24 protein-coding genes, 1 tRNA gene and 1 pseudogene are annotated in these 18,299 nt (G+C 59.5%); 8 read left to right on the top strand and 18 right to left on the bottom strand.

Annotation, left to right across the window (positions count from 1 at the left end; translation table 11 throughout):
- Positions 1–77: 77 nt before the first annotated feature.
- Positions 78–245 (bottom strand): hypothetical protein, encoded by a 168-nt coding sequence (locus AC6JBC_RS08085; protein ID WP_498023754.1) that lies wholly within the window; start codon positions 243–245, stop codon positions 78–80.
- A 157-nt stretch (positions 246–402) separates the two neighbouring features.
- On the opposite strand from AC6JBC_RS08085, the gene AC6JBC_RS08080 reads away from it, so the two are divergent.
- On the top strand, positions 403–993 hold the full coding sequence (locus tag AC6JBC_RS08080) for a recombinase family protein (protein WP_498023753.1): 591 nt from the start codon (positions 403–405) through the stop codon (positions 991–993).
- A 143-nt stretch (positions 994–1,136) separates the two neighbouring features.
- Here AC6JBC_RS08080 and AC6JBC_RS08075 read toward each other — a convergent pair whose 3' ends face one another.
- The 4 genes from AC6JBC_RS08075 to folK all read right to left on the bottom strand — a co-directional run bounded on the left by AC6JBC_RS08075 (position 1,137) and on the right by folK (position 3,407).
- Complete coding sequence (locus AC6JBC_RS08075) at positions 1,137–1,763, bottom strand: pentapeptide repeat-containing protein (protein ID WP_498023752.1); 627 nt, start codon at positions 1,761–1,763, stop codon at positions 1,137–1,139.
- Entirely contained in the window at positions 1,763–2,566 is an 804-nt protein-coding gene (locus tag AC6JBC_RS08070; RefSeq protein ID WP_498023751.1) for a hypothetical protein, read from the bottom strand. Before AC6JBC_RS08070 ends, AC6JBC_RS08075 begins: the two co-directional genes overlap by 1 nt.
- Positions 2,567–2,774: 208 nt before the next feature.
- Positions 2,775–2,850: transfer RNA gene (locus AC6JBC_RS08065), tRNA-Lys, on the bottom strand.
- Between the two features lie 68 nt (positions 2,851–2,918).
- Complete coding sequence (gene folK / locus AC6JBC_RS08060) at positions 2,919–3,407, bottom strand: 2-amino-4-hydroxy-6-hydroxymethyldihydropteridine diphosphokinase (protein ID WP_498023750.1); 489 nt, start codon at positions 3,405–3,407, stop codon at positions 2,919–2,921.
- A 23-nt stretch (positions 3,408–3,430) separates the two neighbouring features.
- Between folK and AC6JBC_RS08055 the strand changes: the two genes are divergently transcribed.
- Positions 3,431–4,081 (top strand): uracil-DNA glycosylase, encoded by a 651-nt coding sequence (locus AC6JBC_RS08055; protein WP_498023749.1) that lies wholly within the window; start codon positions 3,431–3,433, stop codon positions 4,079–4,081.
- A gap of 10 nt (positions 4,082–4,091) precedes the next feature.
- On the opposite strand, the gene AC6JBC_RS08050 is transcribed toward AC6JBC_RS08055, so the two are convergent.
- From AC6JBC_RS08050 to AC6JBC_RS08025, 6 genes are all read right to left on the bottom strand, one after another.
- Entirely contained in the window at positions 4,092–4,382 is a 291-nt protein-coding gene (locus tag AC6JBC_RS08050; RefSeq protein ID WP_498023748.1) for a putative quinol monooxygenase, read from the bottom strand.
- Positions 4,383–4,398: 16 nt separating this feature from the next.
- Complete coding sequence (gene aguB / locus AC6JBC_RS08045) at positions 4,399–5,247, bottom strand: N-carbamoylputrescine amidase (protein WP_498023747.1); 849 nt, start codon at positions 5,245–5,247, stop codon at positions 4,399–4,401.
- 13 nt (positions 5,248–5,260) lie between these two features.
- Positions 5,261–5,614, bottom strand: coding sequence for a DUF3147 family protein (locus AC6JBC_RS08040; protein ID WP_498023746.1), 354 nt, complete (start codon positions 5,612–5,614; stop codon positions 5,261–5,263).
- Complete coding sequence (locus tag AC6JBC_RS08035; RefSeq protein WP_498023745.1) at positions 5,611–6,597, bottom strand: agmatine deiminase family protein; 987 nt, start codon at positions 6,595–6,597, stop codon at positions 5,611–5,613. Before AC6JBC_RS08035 ends, AC6JBC_RS08040 begins: the two co-directional genes overlap by 4 nt.
- An 81-nt stretch (positions 6,598–6,678) precedes the next feature.
- Complete coding sequence (locus AC6JBC_RS08030) at positions 6,679–7,236, bottom strand: PilZ domain-containing protein (protein ID WP_498023744.1); 558 nt, start codon at positions 7,234–7,236, stop codon at positions 6,679–6,681.
- A gap of 172 nt (positions 7,237–7,408) precedes the next feature.
- The gene (locus AC6JBC_RS08025; protein WP_498023743.1) at positions 7,409–9,064 is read right to left on the bottom strand and encodes a M28 family peptidase; all 1,656 of its coding nucleotides are present in this window, start codon (positions 9,062–9,064) and stop codon (positions 7,409–7,411) included.
- Between AC6JBC_RS08025 and AC6JBC_RS08020 the strand changes: the two genes are divergently transcribed.
- Positions 8,970–9,206, top strand: coding sequence for a hypothetical protein (locus AC6JBC_RS08020; protein WP_498026082.1), 237 nt, complete (start codon positions 8,970–8,972; stop codon positions 9,204–9,206). The genes AC6JBC_RS08025 and AC6JBC_RS08020 overlap by 95 nt on opposite strands.
- Here AC6JBC_RS08020 and rpsD read toward each other — a convergent pair.
- Positions 9,194–9,808, bottom strand: a complete 615-nt coding sequence (gene rpsD, locus AC6JBC_RS08015) for a 30S ribosomal protein S4 (RefSeq protein WP_097091626.1) — start codon at positions 9,806–9,808, stop codon at positions 9,194–9,196. The two genes, AC6JBC_RS08020 and rpsD, sit on opposite strands and share 13 nt — an antisense overlap.
- Positions 9,809–10,040: 232 nt before the next feature.
- On the opposite strand from rpsD, the gene AC6JBC_RS08010 reads away from it, so the two are divergent.
- On the top strand, positions 10,041–10,337 hold the full coding sequence (locus AC6JBC_RS08010) for a chorismate mutase (protein ID WP_498026030.1): 297 nt from the start codon (positions 10,041–10,043) through the stop codon (positions 10,335–10,337).
- Here the strand turns inward: AC6JBC_RS08010 and AC6JBC_RS08005 are convergent.
- From AC6JBC_RS08005 to rpiB, 4 genes and pseudogenes are all read right to left on the bottom strand, one after another.
- A pseudogene (locus tag AC6JBC_RS08005) lies at positions 10,334–11,125 on the bottom strand (RNA methyltransferase); the annotation flags it as partial. The gene AC6JBC_RS08010 and the pseudogene AC6JBC_RS08005 overlap by 4 nt on opposite strands.
- 31 nt (positions 11,126–11,156) lie before the next feature.
- Positions 11,157–11,618: a transcriptional regulator NrdR gene (gene nrdR / locus AC6JBC_RS08000; protein ID WP_196226215.1), complete on the bottom strand. Its 462-nt coding sequence runs from the start codon at positions 11,616–11,618 to the stop codon at positions 11,157–11,159.
- An 88-nt stretch (positions 11,619–11,706) separates the two neighbouring features.
- Positions 11,707–13,026 (bottom strand): serine hydroxymethyltransferase, encoded by a 1,320-nt coding sequence (gene glyA, locus AC6JBC_RS07995; RefSeq protein WP_498023742.1) that lies wholly within the window; start codon positions 13,024–13,026, stop codon positions 11,707–11,709.
- A 12-nt stretch (positions 13,027–13,038) separates the two neighbouring features.
- A complete protein-coding gene (gene rpiB / locus AC6JBC_RS07990) occupies positions 13,039–13,476 on the bottom strand; it encodes a ribose 5-phosphate isomerase B (RefSeq protein ID WP_498023741.1) in 438 nt (145 codons plus the stop codon).
- Positions 13,477–13,579: 103 nt separating this feature from the next.
- On the opposite strand from rpiB, the gene AC6JBC_RS07985 reads away from it, so the two are divergent.
- A complete protein-coding gene (locus AC6JBC_RS07985; RefSeq protein ID WP_460988024.1) occupies positions 13,580–13,777 on the top strand; it encodes a hypothetical protein in 198 nt (65 codons plus the stop codon).
- Here AC6JBC_RS07985 and AC6JBC_RS07980 read toward each other — a convergent pair whose 3' ends face one another.
- Positions 13,778–14,869, bottom strand: coding sequence for an HPP family protein (locus tag AC6JBC_RS07980; protein WP_498023740.1), 1,092 nt, complete (start codon positions 14,867–14,869; stop codon positions 13,778–13,780). It abuts the gene before it with no gap.
- Between the two features lie 139 nt (positions 14,870–15,008).
- Positions 15,009–15,665 (bottom strand): alpha/beta hydrolase, encoded by a 657-nt coding sequence (locus tag AC6JBC_RS07975; protein WP_196226211.1) that lies wholly within the window; start codon positions 15,663–15,665, stop codon positions 15,009–15,011.
- A 146-nt stretch (positions 15,666–15,811) separates the two neighbouring features.
- Here AC6JBC_RS07975 and AC6JBC_RS07970 point away from each other — a divergent pair, with 146 nt between their 5' ends.
- The 3 genes from AC6JBC_RS07970 to AC6JBC_RS07960 are packed head-to-tail and all read left to right on the top strand — an operon-like array spanning position 15,812 to position 18,290.
- Positions 15,812–16,849 carry a cysteine desulfurase family protein gene (locus AC6JBC_RS07970; protein WP_498023739.1) on the top strand — a complete coding sequence of 346 codons (1,038 nt, stop codon included), beginning with the start codon at positions 15,812–15,814 and terminating at the stop codon, positions 16,847–16,849.
- Positions 16,846–17,937 carry a cysteine desulfurase family protein gene (locus AC6JBC_RS07965; RefSeq protein ID WP_498023738.1) on the top strand — a complete coding sequence of 364 codons (1,092 nt, stop codon included), beginning with the start codon at positions 16,846–16,848 and terminating at the stop codon, positions 17,935–17,937. Before AC6JBC_RS07970 ends, AC6JBC_RS07965 begins: the two co-directional genes overlap by 4 nt.
- A 17-nt stretch (positions 17,938–17,954) precedes the next feature.
- A complete protein-coding gene (locus AC6JBC_RS07960) occupies positions 17,955–18,290 on the top strand; it encodes a 2Fe-2S iron-sulfur cluster-binding protein (RefSeq protein ID WP_196226209.1) in 336 nt (111 codons plus the stop codon).
- Positions 18,291–18,299: the final 9 nt, after the last annotated feature.

Here is an 18,299-nt window from a genome sequence, read left to right as displayed (position 1 = left end):
GACTAACAGCATATTCCTTCGCCAAGGCTCCAAGGGAGATGCCCTGCCGACGCTTCTCTATAATAGAGCGCTGCTGATCATCGTTTTGCTTGGCGCTGGTAGGCTTTCAGTACTGCCTCCCAATAGGCGATCATATCAGCGTCACGCTGCATGATTGCGTCTCGCCTGTTTCCGGAAATGTAATCCATACCCTTTTTGCCATGTTGCTGGCGGATAGATGCGGCGTGCTTCTCATGTTCATCCATGTGCAGGCTTATACCTAACGCATTCCGTAGCTCATATCTTCTAACCGCTAAGCCCCCTTCTTAATGCGCTTGTTCATGGGCTTATAAGATACCCTATTGCCATATGAACTATAGGTCATAATAATAAGGTATCTTGTGAGCGAGTCGAGGCACCTTAATGAGCAAGCTGGCATATTATCGCGTATCAACCGGCGACCAGTCCATAGAGGGCCAGCGCGCTTCCCTCGTCGGACCTTTCGATAAAGAGTTTATTGATGAGGGGGTATCGGGCGCGGTCCTAGCTGCCGACCGTCCCGGCTTCGCTGCCCTTCTCAACTATATTCGTGAAGGCGATACCCTTCATGTCGCTGCTATAGATCGCTTAGGTCGCGATGCCCTTGATGTGCAGGCGACCGTTAGGAAGCTGATCGACAAGGGGGTAACGGTTGAAGTCCTTGGCCTTGGTCCCATTGCAAAGGGCGTAGGGGAACTCATTGTCGCTGTTCTGGCGCAGATCGCAGACATGGAGCGTAACCGGATTAAGGAGCGCTGTGATGCTGGCAGAGAGGCTGCTCGGGCTGCTCTTGCTGCTACAGGGCGTACCCATAGGGGCAAGGTCAGCCTGGGTCGCCCTTTTGCTGCTGATGCTGCTCATGTTGTTCAATGGCGCAAGGAAAATGGAGCCAGCATCAAGGGCACTGCCCGGCAGTTTGGTTTGTCGGAGGCTACGGTTAAGCGTTATTGTTCGGGATTCAATCTATCATCCTGAAAATCTGACCACTATCATCGTCGAATAACATCTTATAATACGGATGTAGCCAAGCCACAGACTCCGGCGTATTCCGCCAACTAGACATGTCTCCTCTATTAGTGGAAGCAAGCTCTCGTATCTCATCCTGCATTTCAAATAGTTCAATTAATCGTTGGCGAGATACGCCACTGAAGCTGCCGCTGTTCCCCCCCCGACACGAATTGTACTAGAGGTTGGCGCATCGCGTCCCGGAAATGAGGCATGCCGTTCCTTGCCATTTCTTCCGAAAGGGAGGAAAGTGAATTTAACACGCTCAAGGCAGTCTCTATTGAGACTACGCTTCCTTTGCGGGCCTTCCGAAGGGCATTTTCACTTACGTTTGCGCCAGTACTAAATAGCGCGAACGTTACACCGGCAGATTTGAGAACATGATCGATAATGCCCGGCCTAATCTTGATAAAGATCAGCATTCTTTCCTTGGGAAACGAGCGCAGGTCCTCAAGATAAAACTCGAATTCATCTGAAAGCCAATTTTGTTCCTGATCTAAAATGCTACCATTGAATGCTCCAGCGTCGAACTTGATATCGTCCAATTTCGTTGAGCGTAAATCCGCTTTGTCGAAATTGAGGCCTATCAGGTCTTGCCCGGTGAGGTCCAAGCCCACCAGCGATGCACCGTTATAAAACGTGAAAATGTCTCGGCCTGATAGTTGTGCTAATTCTTTAAGGCTAGTACTATCGGAATTTAGTAGTCTGTTAATGATGCTCCATTGATCCTGTGTGATCATCACTCTTCTACCGCAAGAACGTCAGCAATAATTAGGTGAGAAAATCGGTCATCAAGCGATGATACTTCTAGCTCTGCTTCTTTAAGGGTTATCTTCAATTGCTGAATTGCTGCTGCTTGATTGATCTTATTAAATATTCCATTTTTCATTGCGTCGATAAATCCTGTGTCCTTTGGAACCAGTTCATCGATCTCAATGTCTTCCAACGCGCAGGATACAAATACCTTAATAGCAGGATCAATCTTCATTTTGTCAGATGGCAACCTAACGGAAAGCCTTGGTTGGTTTACTGGGTCCCAAGGCTGACCGTCGAGGTAGGCTTTATGCTTTGGTTCCATTTCCCATCGGTATTCATGTCTTCCTGATGGTCGGGGAGCCACACTAATCGGAGGAATCTCTTGTACTAACTTCACATACTCTTCTTTTGTCACCTCATTTGACCCGCCGGTCTCGGCAGTTAGGCCGACCGATGGAGGGTTAAGGGACGCCTTCAAATTTCCATTAGTTTTCGTCGCATCTTTAATCGATACGACGCGAGTGTGTTCAGCGTCGTACCTTTGCAGGGGGCGAGCAACAGAATCCCGGACTATGGTCAGGGGAGCGTCTAGCCGAATCGAAAGTAGGGCCTTTTTTAATCGAATTCGAAATGTGAAGGGGAATGACGGATCATCTCCCCCAATTCGGCCTTCATGAAAACTAAGTTCGACGTGTACAGCCGCTGTGTTTGAATCGAGCCGAAACGGCTTGTGCCAAGCATCGACAGATAGGACCTGCGCAAGGACCCGCGTTCGGTTGTTTTTCATCGGCCAAATTGCCCCCGCTGCCTCGCTTATAGCCTTATTGCTCCCGACTCGATTCCTTCATGCCGGGGATTAACAGGACAGGGAAGGGGCTACGTCCCTTTACCGTTGGAGGGGGCGCGTACGATGCCGTCCAAGGTCATGAAAACTGTGATACAAACTGTGAGACAAGTGCCTCAAAAAATGACCTAAACCATTGAAACTGCTGGTTTGGTGAGCCCTGCTGGATTCGAACCAGCGACCTACTGATTAAAAGTCAGTTGCTCTACCGACTGAGCTAAGGGCCCTCTCGTGCGAGGTCCGCACGCACTAGAGGCCGTTATGCGACTGGTCAACCTCTAGGAGGCAGCAAAACTTATGCTTTTCGCAACCTTGCCCGCAGCTGCCGGATGGACAGGCCGGAAACCGGATCGCGCCAGCCCGGTGCGATCGCGCAAAGCGGTGACAGCACGAAATCGCGCGCCCGAAATGCGGGGTGCGGAATGTCCAGCGTCCTGCTCTCCCAGCGCCCGCCGGACCAGAGAATGATGTCGATATCGATGCTGCGCGCGCCCCAGCGGCGATGGCGGCGCCGACCAAGTCCCGCTTCAATCATCTTGAGCGCGCTCAACATTGCCTTTGGTGGCAGATCGCTCTCGATCAACAAGGCGCTGTTCGCATATTCTCGCAGCGAAGGCCCGATCGGCGATGACGTCAATGTTGGCGCCATCGCAAGCACCCGGCCAACCCGCCGCAAGTCCGCCGCAGCTTCCTGCACCAATATCCTCGGCGTCCGCTTCCCCGACAGCGGCCGGTTCGACCCTAGTGCAAGCGCGTAAAGATGAAGAGTGCTTGTCTTGACCATCGCACTGCGCCTAACCGCTACGCATGACGCTGCAAAGCCTCATAGCTCATGCGGAAGCTCCGCTCGATTGTCCGCTCTGCCCGCGCCTCGTCGCTTTGCGTGAGGAATGCCGGACCCAGCATCCAGACTGGTGGAACGCTCCTGTGCCCGCCTTTGGCGATCCGCTTGGCCGCATCGTCGTTGTCGGCCTGGCTCCGGGCAAGCAGGGGGCCAATCGCACCGGCCGGGCGTTCACTGGCGATTTCGCTGGCGATCTTCTCTTCACGACGCTGCTGAATGTCGGTCTGGCCCAGGGCACCTATGAGGCACGATCCGATGACCAACTCGTCCTGCACGACGCCATCATCCTCAACGCCGTGAAATGCCTCCCGCCGCAGAATAAGCCCGTGTCGCAGGAAGCACATAATTGCCGTATATTCCTGAAGTCCGCCGTGGAAGCGCTGCCCAACGCACGGATATTCATCGCGCTTGGCGAAATCGCGCATCAATCGGTCGTGAAGGTGCTGGGCGGCAAGCTTCCAAAGTCCCGCTTTGCCCATATGGCGGAACATCGCATGCCAAGCGGCAAGATCGTCATCGACAGCTATCACTGCTCCCAAAGAAACATAATGACCGGCCGCCTGACGAATGAGATGTTTGCGGCCGTTTTCGAACGGGCAGTGACGCTGCTCTGACGCAGACCGCTCAGCTTATCAGATAGTCGAGATAAGCACCTTCCGGTGGTCCATCCAACGCCGCCATCATCGGCCCGAACAACCCCTTGTCCAGCATCGGTCCCGCCGCCTTGTGCGCTTCGACATCAGCCCAGCGCTCGATAAAAACGAAGCGGCGCTCATTCCCCAGGTCGCGCAGCATCTCAACACCCTCGCAACCGGGAAGCGGGCGGACGGCGGCAGCAAGTGCGCGAAGGGCACTTTCCAGCGCCGCGTCCGATCCTTCCTTTGCGTGCATCACATAATGGCGTGCTACCGTCATGGCGTTATTCTCCCAATCAGATGTCTTGTGCGATCCGGGAATAAAGCTCCGGCCGCCGGTCGCGGAAGAAGCCCATGCCTGCCCGATGCTTGCGCGCCTGGGCCAGATCGATCGTGGCGACCAGTGCGCCATTGTCCTTTGCGTCGGCTTCCGCTGCGAAATCGCCCCACTCATCGCTGATGAAGCTGTGGCCGTAGAATTTCTGGCCGTCCTCGTCGCCAATCCGGTTCGCCGCGATGACCGGCATGCAATTGCTGACGGCATGGCCTATCATGGCCCGGCGCCACATGCGGCTCGTGTCCAGATCCGCATCATAGGGTTCAGATCCGATCGCGGTCGGATAGAAGAGCAGTTCGGCCCCCATCAGCGCCATGACCCGCGCCGCTTCCGGATACCATTGGTCCCAGCAGATGCCGACGCCGATCGTGCCGTAGCGTGTCTCCCAAACCTTGAACCCGCTGTTGCCGGGGCGGAAATAATATTTTTCCTCATAACCCGGCCCGTCTGGAATGTGGCTCTTGCGATAGACGCCCATGATCTCGCCTTCATCGTCGATCATGGCGAGCGAATTATAATGATGCTGGCCGTCGCGTTCGAAAAAGCTGGTGGGAATATAGACGCGCTCCGCCTTTGCCACCTTGCGCATCTCGGCCACGGCGGGATGTTCGCCGATCGGCATGGCGTTGGCGAACAGGGCCTCATCCTCGACCTTGCAGAAATAATGCCCTTCGAACAATTCGGGCGGCAGGACGATCTTCGCGCCCCGTGCCGCTGCCTTCACCACATGGTCCGACACCATGGCGACATTGTCATCCAGATCCTTTGAAAAGGCGAGCTGAAGGGCGGCAACGGTGACTTTGATCATATCCTCGATGGTCCTAGAGGCGAATGCCCAATCGGGCGGTGATGGCGACGGTTGCGAGATAGAGAAGGATCGTCATTGCGCAACCGGCGATCAATGCTGGGGGAAAGGAAATACCCCGCCGCAGCAGCGCGGGAATCAGCAGGAACATGGGCAGGGACGGCAGGACATAGTAAAAGGTCGCCTCTGCATGCTTCGCCATATTCTCGGCATCGGGCTTGTCATTCCACAGCCATATCATCCCCAGCACCGAAATCAGGGGCAGGGACGCGATCAACGCGCCCAGCGCCGGATAGCGCCGGGATACGACAGAAACGATGGCGATGATGACGCCCGACAGTAGCGCGCGTATCGCCAGCATCCCGCTCATCGCGCGGACGGCATCTGCTGGCTGCAACAATGGAAACTGCCGCCGCCCGACAGGATGGCGTCGCTGCGGAGCCCGATGATCTCCCGACCGGGGAAGAACGGCTTGATCGCGTCCAGCGCCGCCTGATCATTGGGCTGGCCATAGACGGGCACGATGACGGCAGCGTTGCCGATATAGAAATTCATGTAACTGGCGGGGATCACTTCGCCATCCACCAGCACGCGGCCGGGGGAGGGGATGGACGCCACCTCGACCCCAAACGCCTTGGCGCGGGCGCGCGCATCGGCATAGATGGCGGCGTTCGGATCATCATCCGTGCTTGCTTCGGGCAATGCCAGCACCCCCGGAGCGACAAAGCGCGCCAGATTATCAACATGGCCGTCCGTATGGTCGTTCAGCAGCCCGTCGCCCAGCCACAACATGTTGGACAGCCCCAGCGATCCCGCCAGCAGCGTCTCGATCTTTCCGCGATCCAGGTCAGGGTTGCGGTTGGGATTGAGCAGGCATTGCTCGGTCGTCACGAATAGGCCAGTGCCATCCGTATCGACGGCGCCACCTTCGAATATCCAATGCTGCGAGGATGTCGGCAATCCGGTGGTCCCCGCCAGACGCGCTCCAATATCCTCATCGCCCGGCATCTGATATTTGCCGCCCCACCCATTGAAGCCGAAATCGACCAGAGCCCGCTCGCTTCCGCGCATCACCGCGATCGGCGCCGTGTCCCGCAGCCATACGTCGCCCAGCTTCTGCACTACGATTGTCACATCCGGTCCAGCCAGCGATCGCGCCACTGCCGCGTCGCCCTCATTGGCGCAGACCAGCCGCACTTCTTCGCCCCTGCCATCGGCATGAAGCGCCTTGGCAAAGGCAGCTATCTGCACCCGCGCATCTTCAAACGCGTCCGGCCATTCCTCCGGATAAGTGGGAAAGCCGATCCAGGTCCATTCATGCGGCGCCCATTCGGCAGGCATATGGAATGTCATCGGCTTTCTCCTGCTGAGATGGCGTTGTCCCCTGCGCTCTACAGGATTGCGGTCAGTGTGACAGCGCCAAATTCAACGGCGTCAGCCCATTATCTGCGCGGCCCACTGGTCGAGCAACTTGAATCCAAGAGCTACCTCGAAACTCAATCCCGCATATGTATCCTGACGCCAACGGACCATGGCATCCCGTTTGCCAAGCCCTTCCACGATGACCTGCACCTTCATGTTTTCCCGAAGCTGGCCTGCCTCGTCGAGGACCTTGATCCCGAACAGCGAAATGTCCTGCATCATACAGGAATGCGTGCCTGTGATAGCGGATACGGTAATAGGCATGACGATGTTCAGCCGAACTGCTTCCCGTTCACTGCGACCCTGCCTCTGTTCCGCGATGATGGTCGAAATGGCGATATGCTCTTCGAATAGCAAAGACACATGGTCGCCCATGTTCATGCCGACGATGGCTGAAACGGAAAAACCGTTTCGCAGTCCCAGTGTGACGCTTTCGCCCGCCATCATCGGCAGGCTGGTGCGCACGAGTGCTTCACGCGGTGACAGCGAATGGACGACGCACAGGCATTCCTTGTGCGCCGTCACCAACTTGCCGACATGCAAGATTGTGACTGACTTATTGACTTCCACGACCCATCCCCATTTTTTATCGTTACGGCTCCGATTCTTCGGACCCTTTGGTCATAGGGATCAAGTTTCCGTAAGGGAAACAATTAACTGGCTAACTTTTCTGGATGATGGTGCATGCGCGCAGATCGATGTTCTGCGTCGGATCGGACGCAAAATAGCGCTTCGGTCGCGCTTAATGATGTTGATTGCTGACCCGACTTTTGTCCCGGATAGTACGGAATTCGTCGCCTGCCACCCAGTTCGGCCACTCGGTGGTGTTCGCCAGTGCCCTACCGACCTCGTAATAAAGTTTGAGGTCAGCCTTTACGCCGCTCCAGTCCCATTTTGGATCATATTCGTCCTTTGGGCTGTGGTAACGATGTTCCTCATAATCCTTGGCCGCTGCGGCGCCCGCGTCAATTCCGCCCTTCGCCAGATCCTGCCCCCCTTCGAAATAGAGCATGGGCACGCCATGTTTGGCGAAACTGAAATGATCGGATCGATAATAGAATCCTTTTTCCGGGGTGGGCTCCAGGCTGGCTACACGCTTCTGCGCGGCCAGGGCACGATCCAGATAGGCGTCCAACTGCGATTTGCCCTTGCCGATCACCACGACGTTTTTCGCCAGCCCTGCCATGCTGAGCGCGTCCATGTTGATGCCGCCAACGGTCTGCTTCAGCGGAAAGACGGCGTGGTTCCCATAATAGGCTGATCCCAGAAGCCCCGACTCCTCGGCTGTCACCGCCAGGAACACCTGACTACGTACGCTCGGCCCCGCTTTCACATTCGCCTCCGCCAGCGCAACCAGCGCTGCCGTCCCGGTCGCATTGTCGATGGCGCCGTTGCAGATGTCGTCGCCATCGGGCGCGGCTTCGCAACGACCCAGATGGTCCCAATGAGCCGCATAGAGCACATATTCATCAGGCCGGACCTTGCCCGGCAGCAGGGCCACGAGATTCTTGGACATGTGCTTGCGGATGGCATTGTCAAAGGAGACGCTCGCCTTGATGCCCTTCAGCGGCACCGCCTTGAACCCGCGCTTCTTCGCCGCCGCACTCAGTCTATTCAGATCAAGGCCCGCGCTCGCCATCAGCGCCGCAGCCTTGTCCTTCTGCATCCAGCCGATAGCCGCCGATTGCTTCGCATTGCCGTCCGCGCTGTCCGCGACATGCTGTGCCCCTGTCCAGCTCGATTGAACGACGTTCCAGCCGTAGGCGGCGGGCATAGTGTCATGGACGATGATCGCGGCCGCCGCACCCTGACGCGCGGCCTCTTCGAACTTGTAGGTCCAACGGCCATAGTAGGTCATGGCGCGCCCCTTGAACGGGCCACTTAAGGTAGGGCTTTGATAATCCGGATCGTTGACCAGAATGATGACCGTCTTGCCTCGGACATCCACTCCGGCATAGTCGTTCCATTTCTTTTCAGGCGCTTTGATCCCATAGCCGACGAAGACGACCGGGCTATCCTTGACCTCGATATGCGGCGCAGCCGTGCGGTATGTGGCGATCACCATCTGCGATCCATAATCGGCCGACACGGGCACCTTGCCGCCAGTGAAACGCAGCGGCGAAACATTCTTCGCCGCGATCTCTACCAGCGGGACATCCTGGAACCAGCTGCCCTTGTTGCCCGGCTTCAGCCCGATCGCCTCAAACCGCCGCACCAAATAGGAAAGCGTCTTCTCCTCACCCGCGGTCCCCGGCGCCCGCCCCTCATAAGCATCCGATGAAATTTCTTTCACCACCTCCTTCATGGTTTCGATCGACGGACTTATGTCCGACGGCGCAGCCGCCGCGGCACTGCCAGCAACCAAGGCCATCAGCGAAATTGAAATAAACGGACGCATCGCAACAGCCTTGAAAAGGGGAAGGACGCAGTATTTCTGCCAGCAGCCCTCACACGGTACAAGGCTTGTCGAACAAACAAAAAAGGCGGCCCCGAAGGACCGCCTTTCCGTAAATCATGACCTGACTGATCAGCGCGAATAGAATTCGACGACCAGATTCGGTTCCATCTTCACCGGGTAGGGTACTTCGTCCAGCGTCGGTACGCGGACATAAGTAACCTTGGCGGCACCATCGGGCGACACATAGTCAGGGATGTCGCGCTCGGGCAGGCTCTGTGCTTCCAGAACCAGCGCCATTTCCTGCGCCTTCTTGCCCAGGGTGATTTCGTCGCCCGGCTTCACCAGACGGCTTGCGATGTTGCACTTCACGCCGTTCACATAGACGTGACCGTGCGAAACCAGCTGACGCGCCGACCAGATGGTGGGCGTGAACTTGGCGCGATAGACGACGGCGTCCAGGCGGCGCTCCAGCAAACCGATCAGGTTCTGGCCGGTGTCGCCCTTCATGCGGGCGGCTTCGGTGTAGTTCTTCTTGAACTGCTTTTCGGTGATGTCGCCGTAATAGCCCTTCAGCTTCTGCTTCGCCTTCAGCTGGATGCCATAGTCGGACATCTTGCCCTTGCGGCGCTGACCGTGCTGGCCGGGACCATATTCACGCTTGTTGACCGGGCTCTTCGGGCGACCCCAGATATTCTCGCCCATGCGGCGGTCGAGTTTGTACTTCGCGCTGGAACGCTTCGACATGATAATTCCTTACAATCGCTAACAACGTTTGCTCACCCTCCTGATCCGAAAACCGGTTCCCACTTTTCGGGGAGGGTGAAATTTATTCCCGGTCCTCGCCTGCTTGCCATAAAGGGGCAGGGCCGCCGCTTCACCGGGGTGCGGGGCCAATCACGAAGGCGCGCCTATGAAGAAGGCAAAGTGGCATGTCAACCCTCGACAGCCGCCCTCGGCGCGCCTAGTCAGCGTCGCCATGGACCCCGAAAACTACACCAGCATGGCGCAAGTCCGGACCGGCGTGGATGAAATCGACCGTCAGCTCGTTGCGCTGCTCGCTCGACGCTTCGCCCACATGCGCGCGGCCGCCCGTATCAAGCCGGAAAGAAGCGCCGTGCGCGACGAAGCGCGTAAGGCGGAGGTCATCGACAATGTTCGGACTGAAGCTGCTCGTCTAGGCGTCCCCGATGACATTCTCGCCGCTTTGTGGGACCAGTTGGTTGAAGCTTCGATCGCCTATGAAATGAAGGAATTCGATCGCCTCAAAGCCTAGCGCGATCGCGGACTGCTCAGGGCGGAAAGCACGCCGCGCAGCGTCCGCACCTCCAAATGGTTCCAGCCGGGCTTCGTCAGCAGGTTCCGCAACGTCCGCTTGGTCGCGGGTGCCCGATCGGGCGGGAAGAAATAGCCCGCGCCTTCCAGCAAAGTTTCGAACTGGTTTATCATCCCTTCCAGTTCCATCTGTTGCGCCGGTTCGCCAAGGTCGACGACCGTCGGCTGTTCCAACTGGGCCTGTTTCGACCATTCATAGGCGCACAGGATGACCGCCTGCGCCAGATTCAATGATCCGAATTCAGGATTGATCGGCACAGTCAGGATCTTGCGCGCGAGCGCTACATCTTCCGTTTCAAGCCCTGACCGCTCCGGCCCGAAAACATAGGCGGCCCTTCCCATAGCCTCGTGAATTTCGCGTGCCGCTTCTTCCGGCGTCACCACCGGCTTGGTCACGCCCCGCTTGCGCACCGTGGTCGCATAAACGTGCGAGCAATCCGCGACGGCGTCGGCAAGGCTTTCAAAAACCTCTGCCTTCTCGAGCACGACATCGGCTCCCGCCGCCGACGGGCCAGCATCAGGGTTAGGCCACCCATCGCGCGGGCTTACGAGCCGCATGTCGGTCAGCCCGAAGTTCAGCATGGCCCGCGCGGCCTTGCCGATATTCTCGCCGAGTTGCGGGCGCACGAGGACGATGACGGGGCGGGGGGCTGAAGGCTCTGACATTATCCCGTTTGCTCTGAAAAGTGGCCGAGCTTATCGCAACTCGGTATCGAAGGTTCTTTGCGAAGTGGCGAATGGGGAGTTGGTGTAGCCGCCCTCACTCACTCCCAACCTCTTTCACCGAGCCCGCGAAATCCTCGAAATCCTGAGCATCGGTGAAGTCCTTATACACGCTGGCGAAGCGAATATAGGCGACGCTGTCGAGCCGTTTGAGGCCTTCCATCACCATCTCGCCGATCGCGCGCGCAGGCACTTCCCCGTCGCCGCTGGTTTCCAGCTGCCGCTGAATACCGGATATGAGCTTTTCCAGCCTGCTCGGATCGATTTGCCGCTTGCGACAGGCGATGTCGATGGAGCGCGCCAGCTTGTCGCGGTCGAACGCTTCCTTACGTCCCTCGCTTTTCACCACCCAGATGTCGCGCAACTGGATGCGCTCGAACGTGGTGAAGCGCGCGCCACAGGCTTCGCACTGCCGTCTGCGGCGAATGGCGGCGCCATCTTCGGTGGGGCGGCTGTCCTTTACCTGACTGTCGTCGTGAGCACAGAAGGGGCAACGCATTCAGTAATAAGCTCCGTTCGTTCGGATGAGTCGAGACACGAGATGGCACAGCCGCCGCGCCTCGACCACCCCTGACAGAACGAAGCGATCAGCCTTCGTAGATTGGGAAGCGGGCGCAGAGGGCTGACACGCGTTCCCGGACACTGGCTTCGACCGCCGCGTCGCCATGCTCGCCCTTGTCGCGCAGACCTTCCAGGACATCGGCGATCATGTCGCCAATCGCCTCGAACTCAGCCACGCCAAAGCCGCGTGTCGTACCGGCGGGCGAACCCACGCGGATGCCGCTGGTCTTGGTCGGGGGCAGGGGGTCGCCCGGGACGCCATTCTTGTTGCAGGTGATGAAGCTGCGCTCCAGCGCCTCGTCGGCATCCTTGCCCGAAATGCCGTAGGGTCGCAGGTCGATCAGCGCCAGATGCGTGTCCGTGCCGCCCGAAACGACGGCCAGGCCTCGCTGTTCCAGCTTGCCGGCAAGCGCCTTGGCATTGGTGACGATCGCCTGGGCATAGGTCTTGAACTCGGGCCGCAGCGCTTCGCCGAATGCCACCGCCTTGGCAGCGATGACATGCATCAGCGGGCCACCCTGAAGGCCGGGGAACACTGCCGAATTGATCTTCTTCGCAATGGCTTCGTCATTGGTCAGGATCATGCCGCCGCGTGGACCGCGAAGAGTCTTGTGCGTGGTCGTCGTCACCACGTCGGCGAAACCGAAGGGCGTCGGGTGCGCGCCACCGGCGACGAGTCCTGCAAAGTGCGCCATATCCACCATCAGCAGCGCGCCGACCTTGTCCGCGATCGCGCGGAAGCGGGCGAAGTCGAGGTGACGCGGATAAGCCGATCCGCCCGCGATGATGAGCGTTGGCTTGGCTTCGATTGCCTGCGCTTCCAGAGCGTCATAGTCGATGACGTGCGTATCCTCGCGCACGCCGTACTGCACGGCATTGTACCACTTGCCCGACAGTGCGGGCTTTGCACCATGCGTCAGGTGGCCGCCAGCGTCGAGCGACAGGCCCATGATCGTATCGCCCGGCTTGGTCAGCGCCAGCATCACCGCGCCGTTCGCCTGAGCGCCCGAATGGGGCTGCACATTGACGAAGCCGCAGTTAAAGATCTGCTTGGCCCGGTCGATCGCCAGTTGCTCGACCTCATCGGAAGGCGCGCAGCCCTGATAATAGCGCTTGCCCGGATAGCCCTCGGCATATTTGTTGGTGAAGACACTCCCCTGAGCCTCCAGCACCGCCTTCGAGACGATATTTTCCGAAGCGATCAGCTCGATCTGATTCTGCTCGCGCTTCAGTTCCTTGGTGACGCCCGCGAAGACCGCGGGATCGGCATCCGCCAGATTGCGCGTGAAATAGCCTTCCGCGCGGATATCGGACAGGTCGGGCTGGGCGAGGGTTGCGGTGCTCATAGGGCTGGCTCCTTAAAGCGCGGGCTGAGAGAGTTTTTCGACACGGCCATAATGGCGGCCACCACCGAATTCGGTGGAAAGAAAGGCGGTGACGCAGGCCTTTGCCATGTCCACGCCGGTCAAGCGGGCACCCAGGGCAAGGACGTTTGCGTCATTATGTTCGCGGGATAGCGCTGCCGACAATGGTTCCGATACCAGCGCACAGCGGCACGCCGGATTGCGGTTGACCGCGATGGAAATGCCGATGCCAGAACCGCACAATACTATGCCGCGCTCGGCCGCGCCCGATGCGACGGCGCTGGCTAGCTTGTAGCCAAAATCGGGGTAATCGACGCGGTCGGCTGTCGCTGGGCCGAGGTCATTCACCTCATGACCTTCATTACGCAGCCAATCGGCGAGTTCGGCCTTCAGATCAACGGCGGCATGATCGGAAGCTAGGGCGATTTTCACGGCGAAATTGTCCTGTCACGCAAAAGGTGATTCGTGTCCCGCGCCTCTTAGGGGCAGAGGCTGCCAATTGCCACAGTCCAGCTGGCCGCTTATGGCCTGTTTCATGGCATCGACAATATTATCCATTCTCATGCTCGCGGGACTGTTTCTCACGGGCGGCGGCATCTACGCGATCGTGAAGAAGGGCGATCGCAAGCGTGGCGTCCTGATGATCATAGCCGGACTGGTCATGTTCGCCAATGTAGCGATTTCCGCTATCCCCGGCCCCGATGTACCGATGCTGGAACGCCATCGCGACTGATCAGGCGCGCAGCGCCATAGCCGCCAGAAGATCGGTTTGGGTCACCATCCCACGCAGCCGTCCCGCGCCATCCACGACGATCGCTTCATGCGTCAGTCCACTCGTCAGTGGACGCAACAATTGCGAAACCGGCGTATGTTCCGACACGAGCAGCGGCTCCGACGCAATGTCGCGGGCCGTCTCACCTGCCCGCGAAAGATCGAGTGGACCGACCAGACCTTGAACGCGCCCAGCGTCATCCAGCACCGGCAGCGACAATAGACGCCGGGCATGCAGCAGGTCGGCCGCTTCGGCCACGGATTGGCCTTCGTAAATGGACAGGATGTCGCGCGACATGATCTCGCCGCACGTCAGCGTGGCATGGCTGCGTTCAGCGGCGCGGACCTCCGCATCGTGGAGCACGACCTGCAAGTCGGCGGCGTTGACGTCCAGAACATCGCCATAGGCCTGCAACGCTTCCTCCACATCCTGTTCGGAGGGCGGCGTCCGTAGCAAGGGCGCCGGATCGCTCGTCCCATGCGCGCTCGTAGCTTTGGGGGCGACATGAGGATAGCTGTGCCCCGCGATCCGGTGAAAGATGATCGCCACCGTCACCAGCAGCGCAGTGTTCAGCCCCACCGGGATAAAAGCGAACATATAGCTCGGTGCACCATTGGCCGCGCCCAGCACGACCGAAAGCGCAACCGCGCCGCCCGGTGGATGGAGGCAGCGCAGCAGGGACATGCCCCCAATGGCGCAACCCACCGCCAAAGCAGCAGCTATCGTAAGGTCAGGGATTAGTCGCGCGACGGTAATCCCAACCAGCGCCGATACCACATTGCCGCCGAAAACGGACCATGGCTGTGCAAGCGGACTTGCCGGCACGGCGAACAACAGCACCGCCGAAGCGCCCATCGGAGCAACCAGCAACGGATGCGCTATGCCGTTCCCCAGCATCAGGCCGCAAAGCAATCCTGTGATTGCGATACCGCCGATTGCGCCGCTCGCCGCTTTCAATCGGTCGAAGAAGCCCGGCCCGGGCGGCGCAGGTATGAAGGCGCTGTAATAGCGGCTCCATATCAGGCGAACGTCGTTGTTCTTCTCGTCACTCATGGCCCGCCGCCGCTAATCGCGGCGACCGCGCAGGCCAAGATATATTTTCTTGATAGCTGATTTGGCTGGAAACGTGCCGCTGCCGAAACAAAGAAGGGCCGCATCGCACGCGGCCCCCCTTCATAATCAGTGAAACGTCTCAGCGGATCGGCGAGTCAGGCGACAGGCGCATGTCGAGATAATTATCGACCGACTTCATCAACTGATCCAGCTCATGTTCGAAAAAGTGGTTCGCGCCACGGATTTCGTCATGATGGATGGTGATGCCCTTCTGCGTGCGCAGCTTGTCGACCAGCTTCTGCACCGCGTTGGCGGTCACGACCTCATCCGCCGTTCCCTGCACGATAATTCCCGAAGCAGGGCAGGGGGCAAGGAACGAGAAGTCATACATGTTCGCGGGCGGAGCGACCGAGATGAAGCCCCGGATTTCCGGACGGCGCATCAGCAGCTGCATGCCGATCCATGCCCCAAAGGAGAAACCGGCGATCCAGGTGGTCTGCGCCTCCGGGTGGAAGCTCTGTACCCAGTCCAGCGCGGCGGCGGCGTCGCTCAGCTCGCCGATGCCATTGTCGAACGTGCCCTGGCTGCGGCCCACGCCCCGGAAGTTGAAACGCAGCACGGCAAAGCCGCGCTTCACGAAGGTCTTGTAGAGTGCCTGTGTGATGCGGTCGTTCATCGTGCCGCCACCCTGCGGATGGGGATGCAGGATCATCGCGACCGGAGCGCGGGGGCGGGGCGGAGGGCTGAAACGGCCTTCAAGACGGCCTTCGGGTCCGGGGAAAATAACGTCGGGCATGGCACCTGTTATGGTTCTGGCCGCCACCCGGGGAAAGGAGGCCGGCGGTTGGATGCGGGCGCGCGAAAGCCAGTGCTGGCGTTGCGCGGCAGACCGCCTATATAGAAGCCGCCGCCATTTCCGCAATCAATGAGTAACATCGCCTCGTGGCCCTTGATCGCCTTTATCTGGACCACGCCGCGACAACCCCCATGCTGCCGCAGGCGAAAGCTGCCATGCGGGAGGCAATGGAACTATGGGCAAACCCATCCAGCCCGCATGCGGAAGGACGCGCGGCCCGTGCTGCCCTGGAGGATGCCAGGGCGCGGATCGCTGCTGCCTTGGGATGGAAGGGACATGTCCTGTTCACCTCGGGCGCGAGCGAGGCGATCGTCATTGGCCTGACGCGAGCAAAGGCCGCCCATATTTTCACATCTCCAGTAGAACATGATTCGGTTCTCCGCGTGACGCCCGAGGTCGAACGGCTGAAAGTCACCGCAGAAGGCGCTGTGGCGCTCGCTTCAACAGCATTTGGCCCCGAAACGCTCATCGCCATCCAGCATGTGAATAATGAAACCGGCGTCATCCAGCCGCTCGACACATTGGATCGTCAAGGATCGATCCTCTTTGCTGACTGCGCCCAGAGCGCGGGCAAACTCCCCCTGCCTGACGCGGACATGATCGCGATCAGTGCCCATAAATTCGGAGGGCCGCCCGGTGTAGGCGCTCTTCTCGTCCGGGATTTGGGGCTACTGCAACCCAGCGGTGGTCAGGAGCAGGGCTATCGGCCCGGCACTGAAAACCTCCCCGGCGTTCTTGCCATGGCGGCTGCTCTGGAAGATCGCCTGGACTGGCTGCCAGTGGCTGCGCGGCTCCGGGAGCGTCTGGACCAAGCCATCGAGGAAAGGGGCGGTGAAATCGTCGCGCGCGCGGCGCCGCGCAGCCCCGCGATTGCCAGCTACCGCATGCCCGGTGTTTCGGCCCGCGCCCAGCTCATTCAGTTCGACCTTGCCGGAATTTCTGTTTCGGCGGGTAGCGCTTGCTCATCCGGTTCGCTCAAGACCAGCCACGTTCTCCACGCCATGGGCTGGGACGAGGCTGCGGCTGGTGAAGTCATACGGGTTAGCTTCGGTCCATCGACCAGCGATGCCGACATCGATCGCTTCCTGGACCAATGGACAAGGATGGCAAGCAGGCGGCCATGACCATCTATCTGGACTATCAGGCTACGACGCCGCTCGCGCCAGAGGCCTTTGACGCCATGGTCCCACTTCTCCGCGACCAGTTCGCCAACCCCCACAGCGCCCACCGATTGGGGCGAGCCGCTGCGGCGCAGGTCGAGCTGGCGCGCGAAGAGGTCATCAGGCTCTTGCCCCACGGAGGCCGACTGATCTTCACATCAGGCGCGACCGAAGCGCTGAACCTCGCCATTCTCGGGGCGCCCGCTGGCGACATAGTGACGCTGGCGACCGAGCATGCGGCCGTTCTTGATACGGTGTCCGCACTGGGAACCAGGGGGCGACGTGTCACAATCCTGCCAGTCAGCAGCGACGGCCTCGTCGATCTGGACGCAGCGGAAGCCGCGATCAAACCCGGCGTGGGACTCGTCGCTGCCATGCTCGTGAACAATGAGATCGGCGTCATCCAGCCCGTGGACAAACTCGCCGCCCTTGCTCACCGCGCAGGCGCGCTGTTCCTCTGCGATGCGGTGCAAGGCTATGGCCGCGTCCCTATCCCCGACAGCTGTGACTTGATCGCCATAAGCGCCCACAAGATCCATGGGCCAAAGGGCGTGGGTGCCCTCTGGATACGGGACGAGGTGAAGTTGGAGCCTGTCATGTACGGCGGCGGGCAAGAGGCGGGCCTGCGATCAGGCACGCTATCGCCTGCCTTGTGCGCCGGTTTCGGCGTCGCCGCCCGGCTGATGCGGGAGCGGGCAAAACAGGACCACGCGCATGTAGAGGCGCTATGGCGACAGGCGCGCGACCTGTTTGACACGTGGAGCCTCAACGGCGGCGCGGATGCGCGCTATCGCGGCAATCTCAATATTCGCCGGGCCGGGATCGATGGAGCGCGGCTGTTATCGGATTGCCGCAATGTCGCATTTTCGCTGGGAAGTGCTTGCGCGAGTGGCTCTGGGCGGCCAAGCCATGTGCTGCGCGCCATCGGATTGTCGGAACGAGAGGCGCGCGGATCGGTGCGGATCGGCTTTGGCCGCTACACGACACCGGCCGAACTGGAGAGCGCCGCAAAGATAATAAACGACGCGGCAGCCGTACAAGCGGCGCCGTAGCCAAGGGAGTCGCAATCATGATCAGGGTCACGTTCGTCAGCGCGGATGGCGAAAATCGTCAGGAGGTCGATGCCGCCGCAGGCTCGGTGCTTTTGGAGGTAGCTCAGGCGGCAGGTCAGCCGCTGGAGGGAACGTGCGAGGGACAGATGGCGTGTTCCACTTGCCATGTGATTGTTGAATCAGAGGATTTTTCCAAACTGCCGCCCGCCAGCGAGGCGGAGGAGGATATGCTGGACCTCGCCGCAGCAGCCACACGAACCAGCCGCCTGTCATGCCAGATCATATTGGAAGAGAAGCTCGACGGCCTCACCGTCCGCATCCCCGGCGAATCCTACAATATGCAGGGCATGTAGTTCATGCGC

It is taken from the genome of Sphingobium sp. RC1 (genome assembly GCF_059738765.1).
The sequence above is the reverse complement of the archived record's forward strand: the minus strand, read 5'-3'. Positions and strand labels throughout refer to the sequence as shown.